Genomic DNA, 16,844 nt, shown 5'->3' with positions numbered 1-16,844 from the left:
TATAGATGCGAAAATTACTCTTATTCCTAATTGTCACCCTATCTGCAAGCCTAAACACATTTGCTCAAAGTGCACAAGAAATTCTTCCTGTAGCAGCGAGTAAAACTATAATTCCTAACGCCGGTTTTTCTTTTGACAGCCTATGGCGCGGTGTTTTGGGAATGGTTTGTTTACTGGTAATTGCTTACCTGTGCAGCACAAACCGAAAAGCAATCAATTGGAAAACCATAGGGATAGGTCTTGGAGCCCAGCTCTTGTTGGCTATTGGCGTTTTAAAAGTTCCCTTTGTTCAAAAATCTTTTGAATTTGTAGGAAAAATCTTTGTCAAGATTCTTGATTTTACTGCTGCTGGTAGTGAATTTCTCTTAGGCGGAATGATGGATGTCGATAGCTATGGCTTCATTTTCATATTTCAGGTGTTACCAACTATCATTTTCTTCTCGGCTTTAACTTCGGTTTTATACTATTTAGGCATTGTACAAATCGTGGTTAAAGGTATGGCTTGGGTACTCACTAAACTTTTAGGGATTTCTGGTGCCGAAAGTTTATCGGTGGCAGGAAACATATTTTTGGGTCAAACTGAAGCACCATTGATGATTAAAGCCTATTTAGAACGTATGACGCGTTCTGAGATCCTTCTGGTTATGGTGGGCGGCATGGCAACCGTAGCCGGCGGAGTATTAGCAGCTTACATCGGGTTTCTAGGCGGTGACGATGCTGCACTTCGGCTTGAATTTGCCCGTCATTTATTGGCTGCATCTGTTATGGCAGCGCCGGGAGCCATTGTCATCTCAAAACTTTTGTATCCGCAGCAAATGCCTATCGACTCTAGCGTTGAAGTTTCTTCAGATAAAATAGGCTCTAATATTCTAGATGCTATTGCTACCGGTACTACCGAAGGTTTAAAACTTGCTGCCAACGTAGGCGCGATGCTTCTCGTATTTGTTGCGTTTATTGCAATGATCAACTACGGTCTTGGTAAAATAGGCGAAGTAACTGCTTTAAATGATGTTCTTGCCACTCACACTCCCTACTCTAGCTTTTCTTTAGAAGCGGTACTGGGAACCATTTTCGCACCACTCATGTGGCTCATAGGCGTTGCTTCAGAAGATATTATGCTTATGGGGCAATTGCTCGGTATTAAATTGGCTGCCAGTGAATTTGTAGGCTATATTCAGCTTGCTGAACTTAAAAATCCACTTAACGAGTTGAGTTTCACCTATCAAAAATCGGTGATAATGGCAACCTATTTATTATGTGGTTTTGCCAATTTTGCTTCGATAGGAATTCAAATTGGAGGAATAGGATCGTTAGCACCCGGACAAAGAAAAACACTTTCAGAGTTTGGCCTTAAAGCTGTTTTGGGAGGAACCCTTGCGTCATTACTTTCAGCAACAATCGCCGGAATGATTATTGGTTAAGAACTTTTATTCAAAAGTTAGCGCCCATTCTTCAGCAGCCTTATACGTTGTAAAAAAAGCAAAAGATCCTTTATAATAACCTTGCTCTATAATGAGTTCGTCACGACGCACTGTTCCCTCTGGCGAAACGACAGCAAGCCCCTGCATTTTAGAAAGGTTAAGCGATTTCATATTTATGGGGTTGAAACTTGTGTTAAGACCACGTTCTGAGATCACAACGTATTTTGCCCCGTCATAAAACGCTTCAATATCCTTAAACACCTGCTTAGAATACTCAAGCTTTACATCATCTAGATCTTCACGAAATTTAACATGTATGAAACTTGGATAATATTTGGCCTCTCCAAATGGATAAGGAATTGTTTTTAATAGCATCGAACTAAAATAAGCTTTTTTTTCTAAGGCGAAAGTAATCATAATTAGTTAATAAATTATTAATTAAAAAAATCATATTCACAATTTCGCTCTCCTGCAAACCCTTATTTTTACCAAAAATCGAATAAGCTGCTATGCAACAGTATCATGATCTCGTCAAACATATTTTAAACAACGGCGCACAAAAAGGCGACCGCACCGGAACAGGGACCTTAAGCGTTTTTGGGTATCAAATGCGTTTTGATCTAAGTGAAGGCTTCCCTATGGTCACCACCAAAAAACTACACTTAAAATCGATCATTTACGAATTGCTCTGGTTTTTAAAAGGTGATACCAATATTGAATACTTAAAAGAAAACGGCGTTCGTATCTGGAACGAGTGGGCAGATGAAGATGGAAACTTAGGTCCGGTTTATGGACATCAATGGCGCAATTGGAACAGTGAAGAAATCGACCAGATCAAAGAAGTAATCGAATCTTTAAAAAACAACCCTAACAGTAGACGTATGCTCGTAAGCGCCTGGAATCCCAGCGTTATGCCAGATACTTCCAAATCTTTTGCTGAAAACGTAGCCAATGGTAAAGCAGCATTACCCCCGTGTCACGCGTTTTTTCAATTTTATGTTGCTCCGGGAGATCCAGAGGCTGAGGATAAACGCCCCAAACTCTCATGCCAACTTTACCAGCGCAGTGCAGATGTGTTTTTAGGAGTACCTTTTAATATCGCATCCTATGCATTGTTTACCATGATGATGGCTCAAGTATGCGATTATGCACCTGGTGATTTTATTCACACCTTTGGTGACGCGCACATCTACAACAACCATATTGAACAATTAAATTTGCAATTGACCCGCGAAATACGCAAATTACCCTCAATGACACTTAACCCGGAGGTAAAGGACATTTTTAGTTTTTCATTTGATGATTTTAAACTAGAGAATTATGACCCACATCCTCATATTAAGGGTAAGGTCGCCATTTAAATTAATCCCCAAATCTTCAATTATTATGAAATCAATTCTATTCATTGCCGCCCTACTTTTAACCTCGATTACTTTTGCTCAAGAAGGAGTGACAGTTTCTGGCAATGCAATCTCCATCAAAGAAATACCACCTGTTTGGCCAGGCTGCGAAGGCTCAATTGCCGAAAAGAAAGCTTGCTTTAAAAAGCAATTGGTAAAGCACGTCGTATCTAATTTTAGATTTCCTGAAGGCTATACCAAAGGAAGTGTCAAAGAAAAAGTTATTGTAGACTTCGTTATTAATGAAGAAGGAAAACCCCAAATTCTTGGCGTAAAAGGTGGTACCAAAGTTTTGCAGGAAGAGGCAAAACGCAATATTATGGCTATCCCTGAAATGACTCCCGGAATGGCTGGAGGCAAACCAAGAGCCATTAAATACAGCATGCCTTTTACCTTTTAACTAGGGCTTAACGTATTGCAAGCTAAAGCGTAGCAGGAATTCTCGTAAATTTGAGAATAACCACTGGTTATATCTCATTATTATGATTGCTACTTCTACTACGCTTCTAGACTTTTTAAAAGAAACTCGTGCGCATTCTGAAACTATTTGTAAGTCTCTACAGATAGAGGATTATGTTGTGCAACCTATTGTTGATGTCTCTCCACCAAAATGGCATTTAGGGCACACTACATGGTTTTTTGAGGATTTTATTTTAAAAAAGCACAAGTCAGACTATCAAGAGTACAATTCTAATTTCTCTTTTGTTTTTAATAGTTATTACGAAAGCATGGGCGCCAGAGTGGTGCGCACCGATCGCGGGAATCTCTCACGCCCCACTGTAGCTGAAGTTTATGCATATCGCAAATATGTAACTCATCATCTTACAGAATTATTGGAGCAAACTGAAGCTTCAGAAGAACTGCAGTCTCTTATAGAAATAGGAATACATCACGAGAAACAGCACCAAGAATTGTTACTCACAGACATCAAGTACATTCTTGGAAACAATCCGCTGCAACCGATGTACACTTCAGATTTTTCAGAATACACCCCTTCAGAAAATAAGCAAGAGTGGATTTATAAAGCAGAGGGCATTTATGAAATTGGTCATCAAGACGATTCTTTTTGTTATGACAATGAGTTGGGAAGGCACAAAGTATATCTCAATGCTTTTAAAATTTCAAACCAACTCGTTACTAATAAAGAATATCTAGAATTTATTGAAGACGGTGGTTACGAGCAGGTGTTGCTGTGGCATAGTGAAGGCTGGGAATGGGTAAAAAGTCTTGCTACCAAAGCGCCCCAATACTGGCAGAAACAGGAAGGCAATTGGTTTTATTACGGCTTAGACGGTGTAAAGCCTTTAGATTTAAAAGCCCCCGCAACACACTTATCATATTACGAGGCTTTTGCTTATGCACAATGGAAAGGTTGCCGTCTCCCTACCGAATTTGAGTGGGAAGCTTCACAAGATCAGTTTAACTGGGGACAGCGCTGGGAATGGACAGAAAGCGCTTACCTTCCTTACCCTAATTATCAAAAAGCTCCCGGTGCCTTGGGCGAATATAATGGCAAATTTATGGTGAGCCAAAAAGTCCTGAGAGGTGGTTCTGTTGCCACATCAGACAGACACACCAGACCCACTTATCGCAACTTTTTTCACCCACAGCTTCGCTGGCAATTTACAGGAATTCGTCTAGCGCAATAACACCACTATGAAAACTACTACCAAGATTGAATTTCAAAATACCTTTGAAAAAGAAGTTTATGAGGGCCTTACAGCTTTTCCTAAGCGCTTGTCTTCAAAATGGTTCTACGATAAAAAGGGAGATAAGTTGTTTCAGAAAATCATGGAGCTTCCGGAGTACTATCTAACCTCTTGCGAATACAACATCATAAAAAAGCATCAGGAAGAAATCGCTAAGTTGTTTGATGAACCACAGGGATTTGATCTGGTCGAATTAGGCGCTGGTGACGGTAAAAAGACAAAAATTCTTCTGGAAAAATTTTATGAGGAAAGATTAGATTTTACCTATCGGCCCATCGACATTAGTGCAAGTGTACTTGAAGAACTGGAGGAAAGCATTCAGGAAAAATGGCCACAACTCGACATTCAAACTGAACAAGGAATGTACTTTGACGTGCTCAAAAAGCTAGGGAATCGCGATACAGCACGCAAAATGGTGATTATGGTGTTAGGTTCAAACATTGGTAATCTCACACATCCTCAGGCTATAGATTTTCTAGTAAATATTAGAAAATCGATGCAACCGGAAGATTTACTGTTTATGGGACTAGATCAGAAAAAAGACCCTCAACAAATACTAAATGCTTACAACGACACCCAGGAGATTACAGCAGAATTCAATAAGAACATCCTAAGACGCATCAATACCGAATTAGACAGTAACTTCAATACGGAAGCCTTTAAACATTGGCCTGTTTATGATCCTGAAACAGGAACTGCAAAGAGCTTCCTAGTAAGCACAACCCAACAAAAAGTCACACTCAAAAAACTCAACATTGAGGTTAATTTTGCCCCTTGGGAAAGCATACATACTGAAATTTCCCAGAAATACGATGATGATGTCGTGCAATGGCTCGCGCAGGAGGCTGGACTAGAGATCACAGCTCAATTCAGCGATACGCAAAAGCAGTTTACAGACTATGCTTTTAAACGAAAAGCCGAGTAAAATAAGCCGCCTCTAAAATTATTAAAGCGTAAGCACACTGTTATCGGCACCTGCAAAGTCATTCCATTGGTAACCGTCTGCTTCCGGCTCGTTCATCCACTCCCCGTCTACGGCATATTTGAATTCATAAGAAGCTTCAACAGGAATATTTATAGCACCTTTAAAAGAACCGTTTTTCAGTTTTTTTAATTCTACTTTTTCCCATTCGTTAAAGTCACCGGCCACAGCTACCGAATTAGCATCGATATCTAAAACAGTGAACGTTACTTTACATTCTGGTTTTGACTTTAAAAATTGTTTGGTGATAGGCATAACGATTTTCTTTTCGATTTAAACAAATTTAAGACTGAACATCCGATAAAATTCATTAAACCAGCATTTTAGCTTAATTTTTTTTGAATATCCAGTTTTATAAGCTTTTGAAAATCAATACTTAAACACGAAAACGATTTCAATTTAAATAATCGCACATAATTAACAACCTGAACGATTGGTTTAATGCTAAATTAACTTCAGAAGCTTCTCCAAATCACTTTCCGTATTAAAATAATGGAAACTTACACGAATACCTGATCCACGTTGTGAACAAATGACATCGTGTGACCGAAGCTTTTCAAATAATTTTTGATCTCCCGTAATGTTAAAGATCGATGAATGTATTTTACGCTCAAGCACCACATCATCTAATAAATTGCGGCTAGAAAATTCTTCTATGGCTCTTCGTTTCAAAAGCTCAATCTGTGTTGAAATAGTGTCATACCCCACTTTTTTAACCAACTGAAGCGCCGCCTGCAAGCTACCTAAGTTAAGCGTATCAATGTGACCCGGTTCAAATTTACCAATCAAAGAGTGCTCATTTTCTTTGTACAAGCCGCGTACCGAACCAAAACCTACAGCTTTTGGTTTTAGCACTTGTTCCACACCTTCTTTAAACAAAAAGAAACCATTACCATAACCCGCATTCAACCATTTATAAGCACTTGCCCCCAAAATATCTAGTCCGTTAGCTTCAAAATCAAAAGGCTCCACGCCGCAATACTGGGTTCCATCACCACAAATCAATAAATCTGGATACTGCTTTTTTAAGGCTTTAAGAAATTCAAAATCCACTTGCACACCACTCACATACTGCACAAGACTCAGACAAAAAACATCAGGCTTATGCTTGGCTACTGCTTCTAAAATATTTTCCTCAAGATTAGTATTGATCTCAGCATAACACACTTCAAAATCACGCGCTTCAACAGGCCAGTTGATCGAAGGATAATCTTCAGCAAGCAATAAAATCTTGCTTTTTGCAGGTAAAGCTTCAAGCATCATATTAAAACCCATAGAGAAACTTGAAACCAGTGCCACACGAGCTGGATCACACTTAAAAAAAGCACCTACATCTTTCCGTACGCTCGTAATAAACTTATCTTGATTATCTTTTAAAAGACTTCCCATCACGAGATAATCTAGATCGTGATTCTGTCTAAAATCCAGTAGTGTTTCTGAGAGCAAGCCTGAACCTGCAGTATTGAGATGTGTGTAATTTGCCGTAACCGGAAATTCCTTTTTTAAGTTTTTCATAAGGGAGTATAGCGATTAAATCTTGTAAATTTGATTCTCACACAATTTACTTTTTCTTATGTTCTCAAAAAAGCAGGAAACGACAAAAATAGACCGCGAGCAGCGAGAACTTATTGAATATGCTCAATATAGGATCAAACAAAAAAAGAATCTTTTCAGACATTTTATTGTCTTTCTTGCCGGTGCTGTACTGTTTATCATTCTGAATAAATTTCTCGATTTTGGTGTCAATTTTAGACCTGCACAGGTAGATTGGTTTGTGTGGGCGACGCTCATTTGGTTTTTCTTCTTTTTAATTCATTTTTTGAATGTATTTCTGTTCAGCAGTTTTATGAATAAAAAATGGGAAAATGAACAGCTTGACAAACTTGTAGCCAAACAGCAAGCAAAAATTGAAAAATTAAAAACAAAAGTTGAAAAAGAACATCCTTTACCTACAGCCTCAAAACCTGAAATCACCAGACCTAATACGCCCTTAGAACCATAAATGATGAGAATAACCTTGATCGCTGCTGCCGCAGAAAATAATGCTTTAGGAAAGGATAATGACTTAGTCTGGCACTTGCCTGATGATTTTAAACGCTTTAAAAAATTGACTTCGCACCATCATATCATTATGGGAAGAAAGACGTTTGAATCATTTCCTAAACCTTTACCTAATAGAACGCACATCGTTATCACGAGAAAAAGCGATTATGATGCTGGAGAACCTATTATCGTAGTTAATAGCATCGAGGAAGCTATTAAAACTGTGGTTGATGATGAGAATCCGTACATTATTGGCGGCGGCGAAATTTACAAGCTTGGGATAAAATATGCCACGCATATAGAACTCACTCGCGTTCACGGCACGTTTGAAGCTGATGCATTTTTCCCGGAAATTGATGCTGATACTTGGGAGTTGCTTGAAGAATCTTATCACCCAAAGGACGAAAAACACGACTATGCTTTTACTTATCTAACATATGCTAAACGCTGATTTTAAAGCCCATCTTGAATCTATACTAAACACCACCCTAACCGAAATACATCCTTTATCAGGTGGCGATATTAACGATGTTTACCTTTTAAAAACCGAAAAAAAGCGCTTTGTCATCAAAGTCAATGATGCAAAACGCTATCCCAATATGTTCGACCTTGAAGCAAAAGGTCTTCAGGAACTTCGACAAGCTGAAAGCTTCCAGATCCCGAAAGTTATACAAGTTGGAAACTTCGGCACAGATAGCTTTTTAATTCTTGAGTATATTGATGCCAAACCGAAACATCCAAAGTTTGCAGAAATTTTTGGCAATAGCTTGGCAAAAATGCATCAAGCTACTGCTCCTTTTGGGTTTGCTGAAGATAATTACATCGGGAGCCTACCTCAATACAATACGCAAAAAACGGATGCAGCGAGTTTTTATATAGAGCAACGTTTGCTGCCACAGTTTGAAATGGCTTCCGAGCAAGGTTATTCTTTCAAAAATCTAGATGGCTTTTATAACACGATAACCGATCTCATCCCGCTTGAGCCGGCTTCCCTGATTCACGGTGATTTATGGGGAGGCAATTATATCATTAATGAACAAGGTTTCCCGGCACTTATAGACCCCGCGACCTGTTACGCGCCCCGGGAGATGGATCTTGCAATGATGCAACTTTTTGGCGGTTTTGAAGCTGAAATTTTTAACGTGTACAATGAAGCATTTCCGCTGGCTGAAGACTGGCAAAGCCGAATAAAACTCTGGCAACTTTATTACATTCTGGTTCACGTGAACCTTTTTGGGGGGCATTACTACAACACAGCAATATCGATTCTAAAGATCTACAGCTAATCTTCAACGGTTTGTGTGGTTATCAAAATAAGCATTCGTCTACGGTGAGAGGGATATCCCATAACACTGTCTATTCTTTTTACAAAATTGATGGCACGAGCTTGCTTCAATATGCTTTCTTTATATTCTTTAAAATCATTTACAGGTAAAACCTGACCATCAACAATGTAGATGTAGTTTTCAGCATCTTTCTGTTTTAAATAAAAATCAACCTGCATTTTAGCCTCTTTTATAGAAGCCCTTTTGCTTTCATTAGCCCATTGATATGCAGGATTTTGCTTGAGTGGAAGATTACTGATCGCATCATATTGCGCATACATAGCAGTAGTTGAAAAAACCCAGACTAAAAAAACGAGTATTTTAAAATATTGATTGTGTTTCATCATTAAGATCATTTCCTATATCATTCAAAATAAGCAACTTTACAAGAATAAATACCGCACTTTGTATTTATAATTTCTGAATCCATATGTGTATGTGTATTTTTGCAGCACTATTTAGAAAAATCTATTTATGAAAGCATATGTTTTTCCCGGTCAGGGAGCGCAGTTTACCGGAATGGGTAAAGATGTTTATGAAGCCTCAGCCACTGCTCGCGAATTGTTTGAGCGTGCCAATGAGATCCTTGGCTTTGATATAACCAAAATTATGTTTGAAGGCACTGCCGAAGAACTGAAAGAGACCAAAGTAACACAACCGGCGATTTTCTTGCATTCGGTTGCTTTATTTAAAGCTTTGGGAGCGGAAGCGGTACCCCAAATGGTTGCAGGACATTCTTTAGGTGAAATTTCTGCACTTGTAGCTAATGGTGTATTGAGTTTTGAAGACGGTCTTCGCTTAGTCTCGCAGCGTGCACAAGCGATGCAAAAAGCTTGTGACCATGAGCCTTCTACAATGGCTGCTATTTTAGGGCTTGAAGACGAACTTGTAGAATCGGTTTGTGCAGATGTTGATGGTGTGGTGGTTGCAGCAAACTACAATTGCCCGGGACAATTGATCATTTCTGGAGCAATTGATGCGGTAAATGAAGCTTGCGAGCGTTTGAAAGAGCGTGGTGCAAAGCGCGCTTTAGTACTTCCTGTGGGTGGAGCATTTCACTCCCCTCTTATGGAACCTGCTCGAGAGGAGCTTGCTGCCGCAATTGAGAAAACCACTTTTAGTGAACCTACCTGTCCTATTTATCAAAACGTAAGTACCACTGCTGTAACAGATCCTGCTGAAATTAAAAAGAATCTTCTTTTTCAATTGACAGCACCGGTAAAATGGACGCAAAGTGTGAAAAATATGCTAGCCGATGGTGCTTCAGAATTTATTGAAGTGGGTCCCGGAAAAGTATTACAAGGCTTGGTTAAAAAAGTTGACCGCCAAGCTGCAACAAGTAGCGCCAGCGTTTAACCTATAGTATTACAAATCATAAAAAAAGCCCCGAATTTTCATTCGGGGCTTTCTTATATAAATCTCAATTTGAGATTACATGTCGTCGTTTCCTTCAACTTCGTCCTCAACTTCTTGAGCACCTTCTTCAACTGCTGCTTCAGTATCTTCTGCAGCTTCTTCTACAGCATCACCTGCATCTTCCATAGCATCACCCATATCGTCAGCAGCGCTTTCCATAGCGTCTTCAGTTTTTTCTTCGGTAGTTTCGCGACAAGCAGAAACAGAAACCATTAATAAAAGTGCAAATGCACTAAACATAAATTTTTTCATAATTGATGTAATTTTAATTAGCGTTAATTAGTGTCAAATGTATATAAATTAACATCGCTTATTCTTAAATTTTATTAAATATTTTGTCATTTTACGTTTTTGCTAAAAATAACGCAACCCACACAACAAATTGATTATCAATATCTCTTCAATTTTTGGATTTTTCAAAAAAAAAAAGTACAGAGACCTATAAATAATCTAACCCGGATAAGTTCTTGAAGCATTCGCTAGCAAAAATTCAATTTAGATGCATCCCGACGGCTATAGAAACAAATTATCAAAGTCTATGTCGATACCAATAAACTAACTCAGGGAAAGCCTCGGAATATTAAACCCTTTGGCGGAGCCAATAAAAAAGCATCTTAAAATTTCTTTTAAAATGCTTTAGCGATATTCGATTGAAATTCTATTTAGTTATCGTCGTTCCCTTGAATCTCGTCATTGAGTTCATCTGCTCCCTCTTGAATGGCCTCACCTGCCTCTTCTGCCGCATCTTCAATATCTTCTCCCATCGCTTCTACAGCTTCTTCTGTTTTTTCTTGCGTGGTCTCTCTACACGAATAAACACTACCTACTAAAGCGATCATTGCTAAACTTAAAAAAATACGTTTCATCTTTGGATTTTTATTGGTTACATAATTAAAAATAATCATTTAATCCTAAAGCGGATTTTTTTCATTCAAGTATTTCCAATACCGTTTGGGAACGTGTTGTAAGTGCAATTTTTTATTGATTCTATTTTTAATCCCTGTACTTACAAAATAATCCTGCCACATTTTATCGTAGTGTTTTTCTTCTTGATGTAATGCCTCTTTTAACTGCTGATCATCAAAATCTAAAGTAACAAACTCAACCCGTTCCAGATCATAGAAAATACCATAGCTACGTTTTTGATCAAAAATTAAAAACTGTTGATCTGCGTATCTGCTTTTAAAATGTTTAGCAATAAGCGGAAGCACATTAAAATCTGGTTCGATCAAGGCAACATACAAATCGTCTTTGGTGCGCTTAAAACGTACAAAAGCTTCCATACGGTGTTTTTCACGGCCTACTTGTTTGGTCAATTGTGCCAATTTGAGAACTGAAGGCTGACCATAATCTTTATCGTTTTTGGTTTTAAGCACATACCGTACCGCATCAAGAATATAGATTTCTTTATCGGGCAGCTCTGTTAAAAACGAGCGGTAAACCGAAGCACTAAACTGCGGAAATTTTCTTAACCCCTCCCATACGCGTGTAGCTTTAGTATCATCGGTATAAACCTGTTGCGCTTCAGCAAAAAAATCGGGCTCATAAAAACGTTCTTCTAGAATTTCGGCATCATCAAGTTGCTCTTGATAAACTATAAAAATAGCGTTGAGCAAGCCTTCAAAACTTCCATCATAAATGAGTTTTTGTAAAGCCATCTTAAAATAAACGCAATTGATCGTTGTACATTTTTTGATACTTACTCTGCGAACTTTGAAGTATTAAACTTTTGATCCTGTGTGGCTCGAGGTCACGCTTTTCCCAGGTTTTAGAATCGCAAATCATAAAATACCTGGCTCGATTGAGTGCTACGCCAATGGTTTTAAGGTGTTCCCAATTGAGTTTTCTGTATTTGCGCGCATTTAGAATCTTGTACATTGACTTCATCCCCAATCCCGGAATACGTGCAAGCATTCGTTTATCTGCAGTATTAACATCAACCGGAAACAAATGCATATTACGCAAAGCCCAACTCAATTTAGGATCGATATCTACATCGAGATTGGGATACTCCTTATTTAAAATTTCGCGTACATCAAAGCCATAAAATCGAAGTAGCCAATCGGTTTGATACAATCTGTTTTCACGCAACATAGGCACTTCGGTTCCCAAAGCCGGTAGTCGCTCATCCTGAAGAACCGGGACATAACCCGAGTAATATACCCGCTTCATATTATAGGTGCTATAATAATGCACTGCAGAATACATAATATCTTTATCGCTTTCGCCGGTAGCTCCCACGATCATTTGCGTACTCTGACCTGCCGGGGCATACACCGGTGTTTTTCTAGAAACTTTTCTATCAGCTTTAAACTGCAGGATCTCATTCTTCACCTTTTCCATCGGCTTGATAAAATCTTTATGATCTTTTTCTGGTGCTAAAAGCTTGAGTCCGGATACAGTAGGAATTTCAATATTTATAGACAGTCGATCTGCGTACAAACCGGCTTCCCGCATCAATTCATCACTGCAACCGGGGATTGATTTTAAGTGAATGTAGCCATTAAAGTTTTCCTCAAGTCTTAACTTTTTTGCCACGGCGATCAAACGCTCCATCGTATAATCTGGACTTGAAAAAATCCCGCTGCTTAAAAATAAACCTTCGATATAATTACGTCTATAGAAATTGATAGTCAAGTCTACCACCTCTTGAATTTTAAAGCCGGCACGCTTGATATCATTACTTTTTCGGCTAACACAATAAGCACAGTCAAAAATGCAATGATTTGTAAGTAAGATCTTGAGCAACGAGATACACCGGCCATCTTCGGTATAACTATGACAGATTCCCATACCACTGCTGTCGCCCAGACCTTTGCCGGTATTAGATCGCTTGCTGCCACTACTGGAACACGAAACATCATATTTGGCAGCATCGGCCAGGATATTTAATTTTTCTCGAATACGCTCAAAATTCATAGTTGGAATTTTTACAAAAATATGTAATTTTTCCGATTAGTGGATTTTTTCCTATCTTTAAATCGGATTTATTCCGAATTATATTACATTTACGCTATGGGAATCAATGATGTATCTGGCGATATTCGCCGTTTTAAACAAATACGGGAAGAGCAAAATCTCACACAATCTGAGTTTGCCGAAGCTTTAGGTATTAAAAATTCTACTGCTGATATTGAACGCGGGCGCACCAAATTATCGGGGCAAATCGTAACCGAACTTTTGCGACTTTACAATGTTAACCCGTTATGGTTATTTGGTTACAGCAATCAAAAATTATTGCACGCCGGTAAAGGCGACGTTAGTCCTAAGGTAGTTACTGTAGATATAGCCGACAATGAGAATCTTGTAATGGTAAATCAAAAGGCTGCAGCAGGATATCCTCATAATGTACAAGATGTAGAGTGGTATCAACAACTTCCTGCTTTTGATCTTCCTTTACCGCAATACCGAAACGCTACTTATCGTGGATTTCAGATTGAAGGAGACAGTATGCTCCCTAATTTTATGCCTGACGATTGGGTTTTAGGAAAAGCCATTGCAAGTATGGATGAAGCCTACAACAACAAAGTGTATGTTGTGGTTCTTCCTGATGCGGTAGTGGTTAAAAAACTTCAGAAATTACCAGATCCTTCTAAAGTGTTACTTATTTCTTTAAATCAAGAATATTTACCTTTTGAAGTTCAAGTGAGTGACATTCAAGAATTATGGCAAGTAAATAGTAAGCTTACTTTTCATTTAGATTCGCCTTCAGAAAGCAATTTATTAAAAGAGCTTCAACAAGGAATGGAAGAATTGAAGAGTCAAATGCGCACCTTGAGAGACTAAAATTTTTCAGCTTATTATAAAAATAAAGCCACCATTTTTAATGGTGGCTTTTGCTTTTTATGGGCACCGCTCAAAGAGTATTATACTCCAAGACTTGCCGAAGGTATTTATTTAAGAAACGCTCTAGTTATCAACCTTTATTTTGGTATTGCCATCAGCGTCTTCTTTGATTTTAACTTCTTTTTCTTCAGTCTCCATCTTCATTTTATAATTTCCGTCATCATCTGTTTTGGTTTCTATTTCAGCACCTTCTTCTTTCATTTCTTCTACCAACTTTTCTTTCTCGCTCTTTTCGCGACAAGAAGTAAATGAGACAGATACTACGAGTAATAGACTCGCAATGATACTTAGCTTTTTCATAATTTTCTATTTATTATCGTCTCCGATATTTTCAATTTCTTCGTCAATTTCTTTATTGACCTCTTGATCTACTTTTTTTGCGGTACGCTCTAAAATGCCCTCACGATCATCTTCGACTTCTACTTCTTTTACCACAACGGTCTCTTTCTCTTCCTGCTCTCTACATGAGTAGGTATTAAACGCTAAAAGACCTAAAACAACTATTCCAATTACTTTTTTCATAATTTAATGATTTGGTTGAAGGACAAAACTAGATAGAATTCCCATTGCTTTCTTTTCTGAATGTATAAATCATTGCTAAAAATTCTAAACAAGGCGTTAAAACCTAGGAAACTAGCGGTACTATAACCGTACAAATGTAACTTTAGGCTAAAAAATGAGCTTTACAGGTTTATATGAATTTCTCAGAGCATTACAGAAAAACAATTCTAAAGAATGGATGGATGACAACCGAAAATGGTATCATGAAGTACGCGACTTTTACATAGACTGGCTCAATCAAATGGATTTAAAACTTGCTGAAATAGATCCTGATTACACGCATACCACGGGTAAAAAAGCCATTAACCGCATTAATAATAATTTACTTTATCATCCTGACCGACCTGTCTATAAAGATCATTTTGGAGCCGGTCTAGACCAAGAAACCAAACAGGGAGATTTCTACATTCACCTGGGTACTTCTGAAAGTTTTATTGCCGGTGGATTTTATAAGCCAAAATCATCGCTGCTTAAAAGTATAAGACAAGCGATTGATTATAACGGTGAAGAATTTGTTGATATACTAGAGAAACCAAGTTTAAAAAAAATGTTTGGCGGCTTAATCGATGATGGTGAGAGCTTGCAAACAGCGCCTAAAGGATTTTCTCAAGACCACAGATTCATAGAACTACTACGTAAAAAGACATTCGCCGTGCAACATGATTTGACTCAAAAATTGGTTACAAGCAGTGACTTTGATGACCACGTAGTAGAAGTTTATAAAGAATTACTTCCGTTTAGGCAGTATCTCAATCAAGCGGTAAGCGTTTGATTTTTGAGATAGTCACAAATTTGCTGGGTAGCTCCTGTATTTTCTGAAATGAAATGACCTGCAATCATTCCTGTTTTTTCACGGAAACTTTTATCTATTACCAGTTGGTTTAAGATTTCGTGAGCTTCCTCGTGAGAAGAAACGGTAAACAAACCTGCAAGCTTTCTTAAATCCTGAGCTTCTGGAAATTTGGAAATTTGAGAACCGGTAATTATAGGAACTCCAAAAGTTGCCGGTTCTAAAATATTATGCAATCCGGTGGTTCCGGCAGCTCCGCCTACGTAGGCAAGATCTGCATACGCATAAATTTTAGTCAAAAATCCGATGGCGTCAATAATTAAGACATCTACATCAAGTGTTGCTCCTTTTTGATATTCAGAATATAAAACACTTTTATTTGTGATCGCATTTTGCAATACCTCAATACGCTCCTTATCGATTTTATGCGGTGCGATGACTGTTTTCATTTGGTTAGAACTATTGATAAAGTCAGCCAATAAGTCAATATCCTCAGGCCACGTGCTACCACACACGAGCAACGTTTCTTGCTTTTTAAATTCAGTTATAAATGGAAGTGTATTATCATACGAAAGTTGTCGGCTTACGCGATCAAATCGGGTATCTCCACTTACAATAGCATTATCAAAGCCCAGCTTTTTTAAATTTTCTAACGAACTGTAGTTCTGTAAAAAAAAATGGTTGAATGCCTCGAGCGATTTTTTCATCCAGCTTCCATAAAATTTGAAAAATGGCTGACTTGTTCTAAACACGCCTGAAATCAAAACGGTATGCACCTTTGATTTTTTTAATACGTAAAGGTAATTGGGCCAAAATTCATACTTTACAAAAATGGCCAACTCCGGTTTTACAATACCGATGAATTGCTTGGCATTGCGCTGCGTATCTAGAGGCAAATAAGTAACAACGTCTGCTAAAGGAGTATTTTTCTTGATCTCATAACCTGAAGGTGAAAAAAAAGTGAGTAGGATTTTGTGCGCTTTATAATCTGTTCGTAGTTGTTCTAAAATCGGTACCGCTTGCTCATATTCCCCTAGAGAAGCTGCATGAAGCCAAATCACCCGATCACCGTTAGCCATTTCTGATTTTAGTACATCAAATACACCGCGACGTGCCACCCTGAATGTCTTCAGCTTGGAGCTGAAAATTCCCAAAACAGGCAGTATAAAATTAAAAAACGCAATATAAAAGGAGTACAGATGTCGCATAGCCTCGCAAAAATAGCCTTTTCCCGGTTAAAAAATACATTGGCGATAGCGGGTAGATTTCGTACTTTCGTACTACCGAAAAAGGATGCTTTTAAACCTAAAACAACTTCAACTTTTTTGGTTTATCAGAACGATTTCGGCAT

The 16,844-nt window shown here is 38.2% G+C and carries 22 protein-coding genes; 11 read left to right on the top strand and 11 right to left on the bottom strand.

Features of this window, described 5'->3' with window-relative positions; genetic code table 11:
• Positions 1 to 5: 5 nt before the first annotated feature.
• Positions 6 to 1,421 carry a NupC/NupG family nucleoside CNT transporter gene (locus tag WA338_RS01885; protein ID WP_272985489.1) on the top strand — a complete coding sequence of 472 codons (1,416 nt, stop codon included), beginning with the start codon at positions 6 to 8 and terminating at the stop codon, positions 1,419 to 1,421.
• 6 nt (positions 1,422 to 1,427) lie between these two features.
• On the opposite strand, the gene WA338_RS01880 is transcribed toward WA338_RS01885, so the two are convergent.
• Entirely contained in the window at positions 1,428 to 1,838 is a 411-nt protein-coding gene (locus tag WA338_RS01880) for a hypothetical protein (protein WP_272985490.1), read from the bottom strand.
• A 92-nt stretch (positions 1,839 to 1,930) separates the two neighbouring features.
• Here WA338_RS01880 and WA338_RS01875 point away from each other — a divergent pair, with 92 nt between their 5' ends.
• The 4 genes from WA338_RS01875 to egtD all read left to right on the top strand — a co-directional run bounded on the left by WA338_RS01875 (position 1,931) and on the right by egtD (position 5,455).
• Positions 1,931 to 2,782: a thymidylate synthase gene (locus WA338_RS01875; RefSeq protein WP_272985491.1), complete on the top strand. Its 852-nt coding sequence runs from the start codon at positions 1,931 to 1,933 to the stop codon at positions 2,780 to 2,782.
• A 25-nt stretch (positions 2,783 to 2,807) separates the two neighbouring features.
• On the top strand, positions 2,808 to 3,221 hold the full coding sequence (locus WA338_RS01870; protein ID WP_272985492.1) for an energy transducer TonB: 414 nt from the start codon (positions 2,808 to 2,810) through the stop codon (positions 3,219 to 3,221).
• An 82-nt stretch (positions 3,222 to 3,303) separates the two neighbouring features.
• Positions 3,304 to 4,470, top strand: coding sequence for an ergothioneine biosynthesis protein EgtB (gene egtB, locus WA338_RS01865; RefSeq protein WP_272985494.1), 1,167 nt, complete (start codon positions 3,304 to 3,306; stop codon positions 4,468 to 4,470).
• A 7-nt stretch (positions 4,471 to 4,477) separates the two neighbouring features.
• Positions 4,478 to 5,455 (top strand): L-histidine N(alpha)-methyltransferase, encoded by a 978-nt coding sequence (gene egtD / locus WA338_RS01860; protein ID WP_272985496.1) that lies wholly within the window; start codon positions 4,478 to 4,480, stop codon positions 5,453 to 5,455.
• Positions 5,456 to 5,476: 21 nt separating this feature from the next.
• On the opposite strand, the gene WA338_RS01855 is transcribed toward egtD, so the two are convergent.
• Both WA338_RS01855 and WA338_RS01850 read right to left on the bottom strand, forming a co-directional pair.
• Positions 5,477 to 5,767: an isoamylase early set domain-containing protein gene (locus WA338_RS01855; protein WP_009778771.1), complete on the bottom strand. Its 291-nt coding sequence runs from the start codon at positions 5,765 to 5,767 to the stop codon at positions 5,477 to 5,479.
• Between the two features lie 189 nt (positions 5,768 to 5,956).
• Positions 5,957 to 7,027, bottom strand: coding sequence for an aminotransferase class V-fold PLP-dependent enzyme (locus WA338_RS01850; protein WP_336091772.1), 1,071 nt, complete (start codon positions 7,025 to 7,027; stop codon positions 5,957 to 5,959).
• Between the two features lie 58 nt (positions 7,028 to 7,085).
• Between WA338_RS01850 and WA338_RS01845 the strand changes: the two genes are divergently transcribed.
• From WA338_RS01845 to WA338_RS01835, 3 genes are read left to right on the top strand one after another with little or no spacing between them, the layout of a single operon-like run.
• A complete protein-coding gene (locus WA338_RS01845) occupies positions 7,086 to 7,514 on the top strand; it encodes a 2TM domain-containing protein (RefSeq protein ID WP_273015941.1) in 429 nt (142 codons plus the stop codon).
• Positions 7,515 to 7,517: 3 nt separating this feature from the next.
• Positions 7,518 to 8,006 carry a dihydrofolate reductase gene (locus WA338_RS01840; protein WP_273015951.1) on the top strand — a complete coding sequence of 163 codons (489 nt, stop codon included), beginning with the start codon at positions 7,518 to 7,520 and terminating at the stop codon, positions 8,004 to 8,006.
• The gene (locus tag WA338_RS01835) at positions 7,993 to 8,841 is read left to right on the top strand and encodes a fructosamine kinase family protein (protein WP_273015939.1); all 849 of its coding nucleotides are present in this window, start codon (positions 7,993 to 7,995) and stop codon (positions 8,839 to 8,841) included. Before WA338_RS01840 ends, WA338_RS01835 begins: the two co-directional genes overlap by 14 nt.
• Here the strand turns inward: WA338_RS01835 and WA338_RS01830 are convergent.
• On the bottom strand, positions 8,838 to 9,227 hold the full coding sequence (locus WA338_RS01830) for a hypothetical protein (RefSeq protein WP_154648889.1): 390 nt from the start codon (positions 9,225 to 9,227) through the stop codon (positions 8,838 to 8,840). The two genes, WA338_RS01835 and WA338_RS01830, sit on opposite strands and share 4 nt — an antisense overlap.
• 127 nt (positions 9,228 to 9,354) lie before the next feature.
• On the opposite strand from WA338_RS01830, the gene fabD reads away from it, so the two are divergent.
• Positions 9,355 to 10,236: an ACP S-malonyltransferase gene (fabD, locus tag WA338_RS01825; protein WP_009778765.1), complete on the top strand. Its 882-nt coding sequence runs from the start codon at positions 9,355 to 9,357 to the stop codon at positions 10,234 to 10,236.
• A 75-nt stretch (positions 10,237 to 10,311) separates the two neighbouring features.
• On the opposite strand, the gene WA338_RS01820 is transcribed toward fabD, so the two are convergent.
• The 4 genes from WA338_RS01820 to WA338_RS01805 form a co-directional block, all read right to left on the bottom strand.
• Complete coding sequence (locus tag WA338_RS01820) at positions 10,312 to 10,548, bottom strand: hypothetical protein (protein WP_009778764.1); 237 nt, start codon at positions 10,546 to 10,548, stop codon at positions 10,312 to 10,314.
• A 410-nt stretch (positions 10,549 to 10,958) separates the two neighbouring features.
• Positions 10,959 to 11,162: a hypothetical protein gene (locus WA338_RS01815; protein WP_040533129.1), complete on the bottom strand. Its 204-nt coding sequence runs from the start codon at positions 11,160 to 11,162 to the stop codon at positions 10,959 to 10,961.
• 45 nt (positions 11,163 to 11,207) lie between these two features.
• Positions 11,208 to 11,954 (bottom strand): TIGR03915 family putative DNA repair protein, encoded by a 747-nt coding sequence (locus WA338_RS01810; protein ID WP_009778762.1) that lies wholly within the window; start codon positions 11,952 to 11,954, stop codon positions 11,208 to 11,210.
• A gap of 1 nt (position 11,955) precedes the next feature.
• A complete protein-coding gene (locus WA338_RS01805) occupies positions 11,956 to 13,215 on the bottom strand; it encodes a putative DNA modification/repair radical SAM protein (protein ID WP_009778761.1) in 1,260 nt (419 codons plus the stop codon).
• Between the two features lie 96 nt (positions 13,216 to 13,311).
• Between WA338_RS01805 and WA338_RS01800 the strand changes: the two genes are divergently transcribed.
• On the top strand, positions 13,312 to 14,082 hold the full coding sequence (locus tag WA338_RS01800) for a LexA family transcriptional regulator (protein WP_009778760.1): 771 nt from the start codon (positions 13,312 to 13,314) through the stop codon (positions 14,080 to 14,082).
• A 123-nt stretch (positions 14,083 to 14,205) separates the two neighbouring features.
• Here the strand turns inward: WA338_RS01800 and WA338_RS01795 are convergent, their stop codons facing one another.
• Together WA338_RS01795 and WA338_RS01790 are read right to left on the bottom strand one after the other, a co-directional pair.
• Positions 14,206 to 14,442, bottom strand: a complete 237-nt coding sequence (locus WA338_RS01795) for a hypothetical protein (protein WP_009778759.1) — start codon at positions 14,440 to 14,442, stop codon at positions 14,206 to 14,208.
• 6 nt (positions 14,443 to 14,448) lie between these two features.
• Positions 14,449 to 14,664 (bottom strand): hypothetical protein, encoded by a 216-nt coding sequence (locus WA338_RS01790; protein WP_009778758.1) that lies wholly within the window; start codon positions 14,662 to 14,664, stop codon positions 14,449 to 14,451.
• A gap of 154 nt (positions 14,665 to 14,818) precedes the next feature.
• Between WA338_RS01790 and WA338_RS01785 the strand changes: the two genes are divergently transcribed.
• A complete protein-coding gene (locus WA338_RS01785; RefSeq protein ID WP_272985500.1) occupies positions 14,819 to 15,475 on the top strand; it encodes a DUF2461 domain-containing protein in 657 nt (218 codons plus the stop codon).
• On the opposite strand, the gene WA338_RS01780 is transcribed toward WA338_RS01785, so the two are convergent.
• Positions 15,457 to 16,647 carry a 3-deoxy-D-manno-octulosonic acid transferase gene (locus WA338_RS01780; protein ID WP_230199226.1) on the bottom strand — a complete coding sequence of 397 codons (1,191 nt, stop codon included), beginning with the start codon at positions 16,645 to 16,647 and terminating at the stop codon, positions 15,457 to 15,459. The two genes, WA338_RS01785 and WA338_RS01780, sit on opposite strands and share 19 nt — an antisense overlap.
• Positions 16,648 to 16,844 lie beyond the last annotated feature (197 nt).

Origin of the sequence: Leeuwenhoekiella sp. CH_XMU1409-2, from assembly GCF_037029365.1 — a bacterium.
In the GTDB taxonomy this organism is placed as follows: domain Bacteria; phylum Bacteroidota; class Bacteroidia; order Flavobacteriales; family Flavobacteriaceae; genus Leeuwenhoekiella; species Leeuwenhoekiella blandensis.
Note: the sequence above shows the minus strand (reverse complement) of the source record. Positions and strands in the feature narration are given on the sequence as shown.

Bases quoted from the DNA above. Each gene is read 5' to 3' on its own strand.
- fabD (WP_009778765.1), top strand. From the start codon at position 9,355: ATGAAAGCATATGTTTTTCCCGGTCAGGGAGCGCAGTTTACCGGAATG.
- WA338_RS01875 (WP_272985491.1), top strand. From the start codon at position 1,931: ATGCAACAGTATCATGATCTCGTCAAACATATTTTAAACAACGGCGCA.
- WA338_RS01815 (WP_040533129.1), bottom strand. From the start codon at position 11,162: ATGAAACGTATTTTTTTAAGTTTAGCAATGATCGCTTTAGTAGGTAGT.
- WA338_RS01830 (WP_154648889.1), bottom strand. From the start codon at position 9,227: ATGATGAAACACAATCAATATTTTAAAATACTCGTTTTTTTAGTCTGG.
- WA338_RS01840 (WP_273015951.1), top strand. From the start codon at position 7,518: ATGAGAATAACCTTGATCGCTGCTGCCGCAGAAAATAATGCTTTAGGA.
- WA338_RS01855 (WP_009778771.1), bottom strand. From the start codon at position 5,767: ATGCCTATCACCAAACAATTTTTAAAGTCAAAACCAGAATGTAAAGTA.
- WA338_RS01810 (WP_009778762.1), bottom strand. From the start codon at position 11,954: ATGGCTTTACAAAAACTCATTTATGATGGAAGTTTTGAAGGCTTGCTC.
- WA338_RS01800 (WP_009778760.1), top strand. From the start codon at position 13,312: ATGGGAATCAATGATGTATCTGGCGATATTCGCCGTTTTAAACAAATA.
- WA338_RS01880 (WP_272985490.1), bottom strand. From the start codon at position 1,838: ATGATTACTTTCGCCTTAGAAAAAAAAGCTTATTTTAGTTCGATGCTA.
- WA338_RS01885 (WP_272985489.1), top strand. From the start codon at position 6: ATGCGAAAATTACTCTTATTCCTAATTGTCACCCTATCTGCAAGCCTA.
- egtD (WP_272985496.1), top strand. From the start codon at position 4,478: ATGAAAACTACTACCAAGATTGAATTTCAAAATACCTTTGAAAAAGAA.
- WA338_RS01845 (WP_273015941.1), top strand. From the start codon at position 7,086: ATGTTCTCAAAAAAGCAGGAAACGACAAAAATAGACCGCGAGCAGCGA.
- WA338_RS01790 (WP_009778758.1), bottom strand. From the start codon at position 14,664: ATGAAAAAAGTAATTGGAATAGTTGTTTTAGGTCTTTTAGCGTTTAAT.
- WA338_RS01820 (WP_009778764.1), bottom strand. From the start codon at position 10,548: ATGAAAAAATTTATGTTTAGTGCATTTGCACTTTTATTAATGGTTTCT.
- WA338_RS01795 (WP_009778759.1), bottom strand. From the start codon at position 14,442: ATGAAAAAGCTAAGTATCATTGCGAGTCTATTACTCGTAGTATCTGTC.
- WA338_RS01785 (WP_272985500.1), top strand. From the start codon at position 14,819: ATGAGCTTTACAGGTTTATATGAATTTCTCAGAGCATTACAGAAAAAC.
- egtB (WP_272985494.1), top strand. From the start codon at position 3,304: ATGATTGCTACTTCTACTACGCTTCTAGACTTTTTAAAAGAAACTCGT.
- WA338_RS01835 (WP_273015939.1), top strand. From the start codon at position 7,993: ATGCTAAACGCTGATTTTAAAGCCCATCTTGAATCTATACTAAACACC.
- WA338_RS01850 (WP_336091772.1), bottom strand. From the start codon at position 7,027: ATGAAAAACTTAAAAAAGGAATTTCCGGTTACGGCAAATTACACACAT.
- WA338_RS01805 (WP_009778761.1), bottom strand. From the start codon at position 13,215: ATGAATTTTGAGCGTATTCGAGAAAAATTAAATATCCTGGCCGATGCT.
- WA338_RS01870 (WP_272985492.1), top strand. From the start codon at position 2,808: ATGAAATCAATTCTATTCATTGCCGCCCTACTTTTAACCTCGATTACT.